10 protein-coding genes are annotated in these 11064 nt (G+C 61.1%); 5 read left to right on the top strand and 5 right to left on the bottom strand.

Annotated elements, in window-relative coordinates; all coding sequences use genetic code 11:
• Positions 1-390: 390 nt before the first annotated feature.
• Positions 391-2796, bottom strand: a complete 2406-nt coding sequence (gene lon, locus ACW8PS_RS08035) for an endopeptidase La (RefSeq protein WP_491526834.1) — start codon at positions 2794-2796, stop codon at positions 391-393.
• Between the two features lie 205 nt (positions 2797-3001).
• Positions 3002-4132: a tRNA guanosine(34) transglycosylase Tgt gene (tgt, locus tag ACW8PS_RS08030; protein WP_491526833.1), complete on the bottom strand. Its 1131-nt coding sequence runs from the start codon at positions 4130-4132 to the stop codon at positions 3002-3004.
• A 205-nt stretch (positions 4133-4337) separates the two neighbouring features.
• On the opposite strand from tgt, the gene ACW8PS_RS08025 reads away from it, so the two are divergent.
• The 4 genes from ACW8PS_RS08025 to ACW8PS_RS08010 all read left to right on the top strand — a co-directional run bounded on the left by ACW8PS_RS08025 (position 4338) and on the right by ACW8PS_RS08010 (position 6600).
• Complete coding sequence (locus tag ACW8PS_RS08025) at positions 4338-4700, top strand: SUF system Fe-S cluster assembly protein (RefSeq protein WP_491526832.1); 363 nt, start codon at positions 4338-4340, stop codon at positions 4698-4700.
• A gap of 305 nt (positions 4701-5005) precedes the next feature.
• A complete protein-coding gene (locus tag ACW8PS_RS08020) occupies positions 5006-5434 on the top strand; it encodes a hypothetical protein (RefSeq protein WP_491526831.1) in 429 nt (142 codons plus the stop codon).
• Entirely contained in the window at positions 5428-6129 is a 702-nt protein-coding gene (locus ACW8PS_RS08015) for a DUF3307 domain-containing protein (protein WP_491526830.1), read from the top strand. Before ACW8PS_RS08020 ends, ACW8PS_RS08015 begins: the two co-directional genes overlap by 7 nt.
• 54 nt (positions 6130-6183) lie before the next feature.
• Positions 6184-6600: a HesB/IscA family protein gene (locus tag ACW8PS_RS08010; RefSeq protein ID WP_491526829.1), complete on the top strand. Its 417-nt coding sequence runs from the start codon at positions 6184-6186 to the stop codon at positions 6598-6600.
• A gap of 59 nt (positions 6601-6659) precedes the next feature.
• On the opposite strand, the gene ACW8PS_RS08005 is transcribed toward ACW8PS_RS08010, so the two are convergent.
• Entirely contained in the window at positions 6660-7583 is a 924-nt protein-coding gene (locus tag ACW8PS_RS08005) for an isopenicillin N synthase family dioxygenase (protein WP_491526828.1), read from the bottom strand.
• Between the two features lie 153 nt (positions 7584-7736).
• On the opposite strand from ACW8PS_RS08005, the gene tpiA reads away from it, so the two are divergent.
• Positions 7737-8486 (top strand): triose-phosphate isomerase, encoded by a 750-nt coding sequence (gene tpiA / locus ACW8PS_RS08000; RefSeq protein ID WP_491526827.1) that lies wholly within the window; start codon positions 7737-7739, stop codon positions 8484-8486.
• Here tpiA and ACW8PS_RS07995 read toward each other — a convergent pair.
• Positions 8465-9823 carry a cytochrome P450 gene (locus ACW8PS_RS07995; protein WP_491526826.1) on the bottom strand — a complete coding sequence of 453 codons (1359 nt, stop codon included), beginning with the start codon at positions 9821-9823 and terminating at the stop codon, positions 8465-8467. The two genes, tpiA and ACW8PS_RS07995, sit on opposite strands and share 22 nt — an antisense overlap.
• Positions 9824-11053, bottom strand: coding sequence for a hypothetical protein (locus ACW8PS_RS07990; RefSeq protein ID WP_491526825.1), 1230 nt, complete (start codon positions 11051-11053; stop codon positions 9824-9826). It lies immediately after the preceding gene.
• Positions 11054-11064 lie beyond the last annotated feature (11 nt).

Genomic DNA, 11064 nt, shown 5'->3' with positions numbered 1-11064 from the left:
AGCAGCAGCACCGGCGGCTATAACGGCCTCAATTAGAGCGCGTCGCGCCTGATCGGATTCGAGCATTCATCGGCCGGACCGAGGCAGCGTTCGCGCAATCGAATGCGTTCGGGTCGGCCGGTGAATTCGATTTGGCGCGACGCGCTATAAAGCAATTCCCGCACTATCTGAGACAGGGTGCATCGCCTGACAGGTTGAAATCCTTGATTTCAGGCCGCGTCAGGGGGGCAGGTTTTTCCGCGACGTGCTACAATGGCCTGAAACCGGCAGCATCGGTCCCAGCCGGCATCGGGAAATGCTTGGCTGGACCTCATGATTTTTGCAAAAAACCCCGCCGTGCAATGACTTGCGCGGCGGGGTTCATGCAGGTTTCAAACCGTCAGCGGGCGATCAATGGGCCGTGGCCGCAGCCCCGCGGCCTGAGGCCTCCAGCCGCTGCGCCGCTGCCGCTTCCTCGGCCTCCTCGTCCCATTCGATGGGTTCAGGGGCACGGACCAGGGCAAGAGCCAGAACCTCACGCACATTCGAGACCGGGATGATCTCCATCCCCGCTTTCACGTTATCGGGGATCTCGGGCAGATCCTTTTCATTGTCTGCCGGGATCAACACGGTTTTGACACCGCCGCGCAACGCCGCCAGCAGTTTCTCCTTCAAGCCGCCGATCGGCAGCACATTGCCGCGCAGCGTCACCTCGCCCGTCATCGCAATATCCTTGCGCACCGGGATCTGGGTCAGCACCGACACGATCGAGGTCACCATCGCCACGCCGGCAGAGGGGCCATCCTTGGGGGTCCCGCCTTCGGGCACGTGCACATGGATGTCGATCTTGTCGAATGTGGGCGGCTTGACCCCGATATCGGGGCTGATCGAGCGCACGAAAGAGCTGGCCGCGTCGATGCTTTCCTTCATCACATCGCCAAGTTTGCCGGTGGTCTTCATCCGGCCCTTGCCGGGCAGGCGCAGCGCCTCGATCGACAACAGATCACCGCCGACCGATGTCCAGGCCAGGCCCGTCACAACGCCGATCTGATCATCCTTTTCGGCCAGACCATATTTGAAGCGCTTGACCCCCAACATGCTTTCCAGGTTTTCGGGGGTGACATCGACCCGGGTGACCTCTTTCTTGACGATCATGGTCACCGCCTTGCGGGCCAGTTTGGCGATCTCACGCTCCAGATTTCGCACCCCCGCCTCACGGGTATAGGTGCGGATCATCTCGGTCAGGGCCGCATCCGAGATTGAAAACTCATCCGCTTTCAGCCCATGGTTCTTGATCTGCTTGGCAATCAGGTGCTGGCGCGCAATTTCGTGTTTTTCATCCTCGGTATAGCCGGCCAGCGGGATGATCTCCATCCGGTCCAGCAGCGGGCTTGGCATGTTATAGGTGTTCGCCGTGGTCAGGAACATCACATTGGACAGGTCATATTCGACCTCAAGATAGTGATCGACAAAGGCCGAGTTCTGTTCCGGATCAAGCACTTCCAGCATGGCGCTGGCCGGATCGCCGCGGAAATCCTGGCCCATCTTGTCGATCTCGTCGAGCAGGATCAGCGGATTGGTCGTCTTGGCCTTTTTCAGCGCCTGGATGATCTTGCCGGGCATCGAGCCGATATAGGTGCGCCGATGGCCACGGATCTCGGATTCGTCGCGCACCCCGCCCAGGCTGATGCGGATAAACTCGCGCCCCGTCGCCCGTGCCACCGATTTGCCGAGGCTGGTCTTGCCCACACCCGGCGGGCCGACAAGGCACAGGATCGGGCCTTTCAGCTTGGCGCTGCGCTGCTGCACGGCCAGATATTCAACGATGCGTTCCTTGACCTTTTCCAGCCCGTAATGATCGTCATCCAGAATCTTTTCAGCCCGGGCCAGGTCTTTCTTGACGCGCGATTTCACGCCCCACGGGATCGACAGCATCCAGTCCAGGTAATTGCGCACAACCGTGGCCTCAGCCGACATCGGCGACATTGATTTCAGCTTCTTGATCTCGCCTTCGGCCTTTTCGCGGGCCTCGCGGCTCAGCTTGGTGTCGGCAATGCGGGCCTCCAGTTCGGCGACCTCATTGGCCCCGTCCTCGCCATCGCCAAGCTCCTTCTGAATGGCCTTCATCTGCTCATTCAGATAATATTCGCGCTGCGTGCGCTCCATCTGGGATTTGACCCGCGTCTTGATCTTCCTCTCGACCTTCATGACGCTCAGCTCGCTCTGCATCAGGCCATAGACCTTCTCAAGCCGCTCCGCGACATTCAGCGTTTCCAGCAGATCCTGTTTCTGGTCCACCTCGATGCCCAGATGGCCTGAAACCAGATCGGCCAGCTTGGCCGCTTCGGTCGATTCCGCAACCGAGGTCAGCGCCTCTTCGGGGATGTTCTTCTTGATCTTGGAATAGCGTTCAAATTCGTCGGCAACAGTTCCCAAAAGCGCCTGAATGGCCTCGGGGTCGCCATCAATTTCGGGCAGATCTTCGGCCGAAGCCTCGAAGAAATCCGCGTTCTCGACAAATCCGGTGATCTGCACCCGGGCGCGCCCCTCGACCAGCACTTTTACGGTGCCATCGGGCAATTTCAGAAGCTGCAGCACATTGGCCAGAACCCCGGTGCGATAGATGCCGTCAGCTTCGGGATCGTCCACACTTGGGTCAATCTGGCTCGACAGCAGAATTTGCCTGTCATCCTGCATGACCTCTTCCAGCGCGCGGACCGATTTTTCACGGCCCACGAAAAGTGGCACGATCATATGCGGAAACACCACGACATCGCGCAGCGGCAGGACAGGATAAGTGATGGTCTGGTCTGGCATTATGCCTTCCTTGTGCTTTGGCAAGAGGGCGCAGATCCCGCATTGTGCAGCAATCCTTGGGCCCACTCCGGTTCAGGATACCTAAATCTGGGGGCGCTGCACCGATGTTTCAACTGCTTTCTCGTTGATCGTCAGTTTGCACCCGGGCGCGCGCCGGGGCAAGGCGCGATCGCGGGGATGGTGAATGTTGCCGGGCATCGGGGCGTTATCGCGGCTCGATATCGCCCTGTGCCCTTTTCGCATGGAACCGCGCCTCGAAACCGGCAAAATCATCCTGCGCAATCGCCGCCCGCATCTGGCCCATAAGCTCCTGATAATAATGCAGGTTGTGCCATGTCAGCAGCATCGAGCTGATAATCTCCTGCGACCGGAACACATGGTGCAGATAGGCGCGGGAATAATTGCAACAGGCCGGACAAGTGCAATCCGCATCCAACGGGCGCGGATCATCGGCGTGGCGGGCGTTCTTGATGTTCACGACACCGCGGCGGGTAAATATTTGCCCGGTGCGGCCCGAGCGCGACGGCAGCACGCAATCCATCATGTCGATACCGCGTTTGACGGCACCGACGATATCATCGGGCTTGCCCACGCCCATCAGGTAGCGCGGTTTGTCCTTTGGCAGCATGTCGGGCGCATAATCGAGGCAGGCAAACATCGCCGCCTGCCCCTCGCCCACCGCCAGACCACCAATCGCATAGCCCTCAAAGCCGATTGCGCGCAGGGCCTCGGCGCTTTCGCCGCGCAGGTCGCGTTCAAGACCGCCCTGCTGAATGCCAAACAGCGCATGCCCCGGCCGGTCGCCGAACGCTTCCCGGCTGCGCGCGGCCCATCGCATCGACAATTGCATGCTTTCGGCGATCTTTGTCCGGTCGGCGGGCAGCGCCGGGCATTCGTCGAAACACATCACGATGTCAGACCCCAGAAGCCGCTGGATCTGCATCGAGGTTTCCGGGCTGAGCATATGGCGCGACCCGTCGATATGGCTGCGAAATGTCACGCCTTCTTCGGTCAGTTTGCGCAGATCGGCCAGGCTCATCACCTGAAACCCGCCGCTATCGGTCAATATCGGCCCCTGCCAGTTCATGAACCGGTGCAGCCCCCCCAACCGGTCGATGCGTTCGGCCCCCGGGCGCAGCATCAGATGATAGGTATTGCCAAGCAGGATATCGGCCCCCGTGGCCGCCACGCTTTCGGGCAGCATCGCCTTGACCGTCGCCGCCGTGCCCACCGGCATGAAGGCGGGCGTGCGAATGACGCCGCGCGGGGTGGTGATCACGCCGCTGCGGGCCCGGCCTGATGTGGCGTTCAGCGAAAACGAAAACGGGGTGGTCATATCGGGGCCTTGTCCTGATTGGCGCGCGCCCCGTTCATAGGCGAATCTGCCGGGATGGAAAGAGACAGGGCAACAACTCGCAAAGCGACAGGTCAGGGAAACTCGCGAAAGCGGCCCGGTTTTCGTGCCCGTATCAGACGCATGGGCTGGACGCCCGCGCCGACAAACCCTATATCTTTGGTCAACTATAGCCTGGACATCTCCCATGACCCAATCGCAAGAGCAGCTTGAAGGCACCCCGCTGATCAAGCCATCCTCCACCGATCACCCGCTTTATGACACTGTCATCGAGGCCTGTCGTTCCGTCTATGACCCTGAAATCCCGGTCAATATCTATGATCTGGGCCTGATCTACACGGTCGAGATCAGCCCCGAGAACGAGGTCGAGATCCTGATGTCGCTGACCGCGCCCGGCTGTCCGGTGGCCGGCGAGATGCCGGGTTGGGTGGCCGATGCCGTTGGCCCCTTGGGGGGCGTGAAGACGGTGAATGTGGAGCTGGTCTGGGAACCGCCCTGGGGCATGGATATGATGTCGGACGAGGCGCGGCTTGAGCTAGGGTTCATGTAGCTTATCAAGCCTTTTGGCTTGAACTTTTCATTTTCAAGCCATTTAACTTGATTTAATGATTATCAGGCCTTATGGCTTGATACATGATCGAAGCCACCCCTTCCGCCGCAGTCCTGACAGGCGATCTGGTCGATTCGTCCATAGCAGGCCCCATCGCAACCGGCTTGGCCATGCAACGTATTGAATCGGCGCTTGAACGCGTCGAGAATTGGGCCGATAACGGCCGCGGATATTTCACTCGTATTCGTGGTGATGGGTGGCAATTCATTGTTCAAAATCAACGCTATGCCCTGCGTTCTTCTCTCATGATATTTGCCAGCCTGCGATCGGACAGGGATCTGCCGCAGACCCGCATCTCTATCGGGCTGGACGGCATTGACCATATTGCCGGGCCAGACCTGTCTGCGGCAAACGGGCCAGCCTTCAATATTTCCGGCCAACAGCTCGACGCTATGAACAAGACCGATCGGTTCATTGTCGGCGGGGCAACCGCGACCAGATTGCATCGCGCGGTAGTCACTTTGGTCGAAGACCACATCAGCCGCTGGACCCCGGAACAGGCCGAAGCCGCGGCCCTCTATCTGGACCCGACCGATCCCACATTGAAGGAAATTTCCGAAGCCCTTGGCATCTCGACCCAGGCTGTCCATTCCCGTATCAAAGGGGGCGGCGCGCAAGCCCTGCGCCGGGCCGTCAAATATTGGGAAGACCACGCGGAGCAAGCCCGATGCTAGAGACTATCGCAGCCCTTCTCGCCGCCCATGCGCTGGCTGATTTCATCTTTCAGACCAAATGGATGGCGGAAAACAAGCGTGACCTCGGGCCGCTGATTCTTCACACCGGCATCGTTTTTTCCCTCAGCCTGCTGGCCCTTGGCGGCACCCTTTGGCCCGCCGTTTTCATCGCCCTGATCCACCTGCAGATCGACTTTGTCAAAGCCCGCATCGGCAATCAGAGCCTGGCCCATTTCCTGACCGATCAGGCGGTGCATGGGGTCTCGATCCTGATCACCGCAGCACTTTGGCCACTGGGTTTCGGTGCCGGCCTCTGGCCACAGATCCATGCCGATATCGCCCCGGCCCTGATCCTGTTGGCGGGCGCAGCCCTGGCCACCCGGATGGGGCAGTTTCTGGTCGGCAAGCTGATGGCCCCCTTTGCCTCTGATATCCACGAGGAAGACGGGTTGCCAAATGGCGGCGCGCTGATTGGCCTGATGGAACGCGGGCTGACCTTCATCTTTGTGCTGGCCGGCCAGGCCACCGCTGTCGGCCTGCTGATTGCCGCAAAATCCTTTCTGCGTGTCGGCACCGCCAATGAAAGCCGCAAGATGGCGGAATATGTTATCATCGGCACGCTGGCCTCGATCGGATGGGCGCTGGCAGTGGCCTATGGCACGCAGAGCCTGTTTCAGATGATACGCAACGCTTGAGATTTCGCCGCGCCTGACCTACATCAAAGGCAACGTGACAAAGGACTAGAACCCATGTTCGGCATTCCCGGCAAACAGGCCGTCACCATGACCCCGCGCGCCGCGGACCAGATCACCCGGCTGATGGCCAGGGGCGACACGAAAGGCTTGCGCATCGGCGTCAAGAAGGGCGGCTGTGCCGGCATGGAATACACCATGGACACGGTCAACGAGATCGACCCGCATGATGAGATCGTGGAACAGGACGGGGCCCGCGTGATGATCGCACCGATGGCGCAGATGTTCCTGTTCGGCACCGAAATCGACTATGAGGTTTCGCTGCTTGAGGCCGGGTTCCGGTTTCGCAACCCCAATGTCTCGGATGCCTGTGGCTGCGGCGAATCGATCAAGTTCAAGGATGTCGCCGAGCTTGAGGCCGAGCACGCGCCCAGAACACTTCTCAGAAAACCTGACACAGGCGACGCTGCCTGAAATCGAAGATTTCAACGCGCCCGGCGATGTGCCCTGTCGCAACTATTGCGAGACGTGCTTCAGGTGTTTTTCAAATGCAGATAGGTCTGTTCGAACCGGCGCATCAGATGCAGCCCGGCCAATACAACTGTATCTGACCCCATCGGGGCCACATTGGTCTCGAAATTCGGGTTGAAAAACAGCGGGATTGAAATCCGTTCCGCCTGCGTGCCGCGCACCCGGTGCGGCGTGGCGATGATCCGCCCGGCGCTCCACATCTCCAGCATCTCGCCGAAATTGACCACAAATTCCCCCACCGGGGCCTGCACCGCCTGCCAATTGCCATCGCGGTCCTGCACCTCCAGCCCCGGCGCGCCATCGGTGGCCAACAGCGTCAGGCAGCCATAATCGGTATGCGCGGCAATGCCGAAATCCTTGTCGCCCGCCCAATCGGGCCGCGCCGGGTAATAATTGCCCCGCAAGAGCGCCATCGGCCGGGTAAACTTGGTGTCAAAGAAATCGGCAGGCGCCTCGATGGATCTGGCGATGGCCAAGAGCAGTTTCAGCGCAAAGCCGGTTGATTTGGTGTAATAGGCCAGCACCGCATCGCGGAAACCCGCGGGTGCCTCCGGCCATTGATTTGGCGCATAAACCGGCAGCGCCCTGTGCGGGTCGCCCTCGGGCAGGTCCAGACCACAATCAAACACTTCCTTGTAGTCGGGGTTGGCGTCGGGATCGACCTGTTCGGACTGCGCCGCGCCCCAGCCGCGATTGGCCCCGGTGCGGCCCATGTCAACCGCCGCCTTCACATCCATGGGCTGATGGAAAAAAAGCCGGTATTGCGTGATCAGCGCCTGAACCTCAGTGGCCGAAATGGGCGTATTGAAAAGCGTCAGAAACCCCAGTTCGGTGGCGGCTCTGGTCAGCAATTCCATCGATCTTGTGTGGTCCCAATGGCCGGGATCGGTCAATGCGGCGGCGTCAATACGGGGAATATCAGTCATACTGGTCAAATACCTTGCGCGTGATTTGGGTCTGGCACCTTGTGCGCGGAACCGGGGCCGTCAGTGAAATACGCCATAACGTCCCCCTTTTGAAGCCGTCAAAATCGCGCTATGGCAAGGGTCACTGAAACAGACGTGACAGGAGCCGCCGCAATGCCCGGAAAACTCGCCGCCGGAAACTGGAAGATGAACGGAACCACCGCCGCGCTGGCCCAGGCCCGCGCCCTGGCAGCCGCCTGCCCCGATCCCGGCGTTTCGGTCCTGATCTGCCCGCCCGCGACGCTGCTATCGCGCCTGTCGGACATTCTGGCCGCGGGCCCGATTGCCACCGGTGGTCAGGATTGCCACCCGCAGGCCTCGGGTGCGCATACCGGCGACATATCCGCCGCCATGCTGGCCGATGCCGGGGCGGGCCATGTCATTCTGGGCCATTCCGAGCGCCGCGCCGATCATGGCGAAAGCAACGCTGACGTGCGATCCAAGGCCGAGGCCGCCATTTCCGCCGGGCTGATCGCAATCGTCTGCGTCGGCGAAACCGGGGCTGAGCGCGACGCCGGCGATACCCTGAGCGTCATCGAAGGCCAACTGGCCGGATCCCTGCCCGACGCCATCACGCCGGCCACGCTGGTGGTTGCCTATGAACCGGTCTGGGCCATCGGCACCGGCCGGGTGCCCACGCTGGAGCAGATCGGCGAAGTTCACACCATGATCCGCGCCAATCTTTGCACCCGCTACGGGGCCGGGACCGGCGATGAGATCACCTTGCTTTATGGCGGGTCGGTCAAAGGCGCGAATGCGGAGGAAATCTTTGCCGTGCCACATGTGAACGGCGCGCTGGTTGGTGGGGCCTCTCTGAAAGCGGATGATTTCCTGCCCATCATTCAGGCGCTCGAGGCGTCCTGACGCGGGCTGACCATCAGGTGAATGCCGTCCCTGGCCCGCACCGTCAGATGCGCCACCGGCACCGGCACCTTGCCCGCGATCGCATCAAAGCGGAAATGTTTGACCAGCATCGACAGCAAGAGCGGCCCCTCGACCATGGCAAACCCCGCCCCGGTGCAAACCCGCGGACCGCTGGAAAACGGCATATAGGCCTTGCGCATGCAGGCGCGCCCGTTCTCGGTGCCCCAACGGGCGGGGTCAAAACCATCGGGATTGTCCCAAAACCGGTCATGGCGATGCAGATGCCAGGGTGACAGCACCACCTGCGCGCCGGGCTTTACATCGCGCTTGCGAAACACTTCCGGGCGGGTGGTCTGGCGCACCATCATCGGCACTGGTGGATAAAGCCGCAACGCCTCGCGGAATACATCGCGGCTGATCCGCAGCTTCGACATGACCGAAAAATCGCAGGTTTCCAACACCGCCGCCTCGCGCGCCACCTTGTCCTGCCATTGCGGGTTGGTTGCCAACAGATAAAGCGTCCAGGCCAGGGCCGAGGCGCTGGTTTCATGCCCCGCCAAAAAGAAAATCGCCACCTGATCGACCATTTCATCGGCGCTGAAACACTGCCCGGTCTCGGGGTCCGGCGTCGTCATGATCTTGGTCGCCAGATCGTCGGGCGCAGTGCCCGCCTTGATTTCTGCCATCCGTTCCGCGGTCAACCGGGTGATCAGCCCCCGAATGGCGCGCGCGGTGGCCCGGGTCACCCGGCGATGCCCGCGCGGCATAAACTTTGGCAGCGGCAGAAAGGCGGCCAGGTTCAAGATCGGCTGCGAGCGCTGGTAGTCACGAAACTGGGTAAAGACCTCGGCGGCAATCTCATGCTCGATCGGGATCGAAAACAGCGTGCGGAAAATCACATCTGCGGCGGCATGGCTCATCGCCGCCTCTACCTCGACCGGGCCCTGCCCCATCCGCGCACAGGCCGCTTCAGATGCCGCCCACATCGCCGGAAAAGTATCGCGCAGCCGGCCGCCTTCAAATGCCGGGTCGATGATGCGGCGCTGACGCTTCCAGGTCTCGCCATTGGTCAGGAACACCGAGTCCCCCAATAGCGGCCGCAGCCCTTCGCCGATCCGGTCGGATTTCGGAAAATCATCCGGGCGTTCCTTCAGCACCAGATTTATCAGCGTCGGATCATTCACCATATAGCTGCGGAAAAACGGCGTGCGGAACTCAGCCATCCAGGCATGATAGAGCCGCGCCGGTTGCGCCGACAGAATATCCTGCCGGAACAGCCTGAGATAGCGCAACAGCGAGACACGATCAGGGCGGGATGGCGGCTTGGGCGGTATCATTCACCTATCCGTATACCGGTTGACCGCGCGTTCAATGCGGCTTTTCGACGGGGCCCGGCCGGCAAAGCGCGCGGCCAGCGTTAGCGGCCCGGCGGTGATCTGGAAATAATCATAGCTGCCCGGCCGATCAAACGCATTGAGATACTGAAAATGCAGCTCGAAAAGCCGCCAGCGCAGCGCCTTCCATTTCGCAGGTGACAAGGTCTGCGAAAACGCCGCCGAGATCACCAGCGGCCAGCGCTTGCCGGTCTCAGGGGCCACCCCTGAGACGCTGACCGGATCACACAGCGCAAAGGCACAGCCATCACCGGGCGCAGAAACATCGACCCAGGTCAGTTCGCTGCGTTGGCACAGATATTCCAGATCGCCGCGCAATTTCCGCGCCTTGGGCAGGAACGACACCATCGGCATCACCTGACCAAGCGACAGAAAGGACAACGCCGGCCCGGCCACCGGCAAGCGCCGCTGGCGCATCAGATCGGCCAGCACATTCACCGCCAGATGCGCGCCCGAACTGTGACCCACGATCAGAACTTCGTCGGCATCTGAGGCCATGGCCTCGATGACGCGGGTCTTGAATTCCTCCAGCCGGGCCTCCAACGCCGGCGGATTGGCCCCGCCATGGCGGGCCGTAAAGGCGTAATCATGCATCAGATAATAGGCCAGCACCTTGCCGTCATGGCGTTTGAACAGCGCCAGCACCGCCCAGACGGTCAACCCGCCCACAATCATCCCGAACACGCTCAGCGGCACCCCGGTCAGAACCGCCCCCAACCAGGCGATCAGCACCGCCACCCCCGCCCCGGCCAAAAGCGCGATCACAAGTTGGCCGAGCAGAAACACCACCGGATAAAGCGCCGCAATCACCGGCCCCTTGCGCAACCGAAACAGACGAAACAGCGCGCCCGACCCGATATAGGCCCAGGCGGTGCGCAAAAGCTGCCAATAGGTCGCGGCAATGCCATGGGAGATGCTGTCCTTGACGATATCGGACCAGATCAGAACCTCGATATCGGCGCGCGTGTGCTGGCCCTCAATCTCGGTCTCGACATGCCAGCCAAACGGCCCCTCGATCGCCTGTTTCGACAGCGAAATCTCATAACCCGAGATCGCCGCCTGCTGGCCCGCCTCGCGCCGATACCGCTCGCGGTATTTGCGCGCCGGCACAGGATCAAAGCCGGGAATATAAAGCACCCGACGCGCGCGCACCTGCTGAGAGTTGTCGGTCATATATCGCTGCC

This window comes from Alterinioella sp., from assembly GCF_058343375.1.
Note: the sequence above shows the minus strand (reverse complement) of the source record. Positions and strands in the feature narration are given on the sequence as shown.

Coding starts and splice junctions, on each gene's coding strand:
- tpiA (WP_491526827.1), top strand. CDS start 7,737: ATGCCCGGAAAACTCGCCGCCGGAAACTGGAAGATGAACGGAACCACC.
- ACW8PS_RS08010 (WP_491526829.1), top strand. CDS start 6,184: ATGTTCGGCATTCCCGGCAAACAGGCCGTCACCATGACCCCGCGCGCC.
- ACW8PS_RS08005 (WP_491526828.1), bottom strand. CDS start 7,583: ATGACTGATATTCCCCGTATTGACGCCGCCGCATTGACCGATCCCGGC.
- ACW8PS_RS07990 (WP_491526825.1), bottom strand. CDS start 11,053: ATGACCGACAACTCTCAGCAGGTGCGCGCGCGTCGGGTGCTTTATATT.
- lon (WP_491526834.1), bottom strand. CDS start 2,796: ATGCCAGACCAGACCATCACTTATCCTGTCCTGCCGCTGCGCGATGTC.
- ACW8PS_RS08015 (WP_491526830.1), top strand. CDS start 5,428: ATGCTAGAGACTATCGCAGCCCTTCTCGCCGCCCATGCGCTGGCTGAT.
- ACW8PS_RS07995 (WP_491526826.1), bottom strand. CDS start 9,823: ATGATACCGCCCAAGCCGCCATCCCGCCCTGATCGTGTCTCGCTGTTG.
- ACW8PS_RS08025 (WP_491526832.1), top strand. CDS start 4,338: ATGACCCAATCGCAAGAGCAGCTTGAAGGCACCCCGCTGATCAAGCCA.
- tgt (WP_491526833.1), bottom strand. CDS start 4,132: ATGACCACCCCGTTTTCGTTTTCGCTGAACGCCACATCAGGCCGGGCC.
- ACW8PS_RS08020 (WP_491526831.1), top strand. CDS start 5,006: ATGATATTTGCCAGCCTGCGATCGGACAGGGATCTGCCGCAGACCCGC.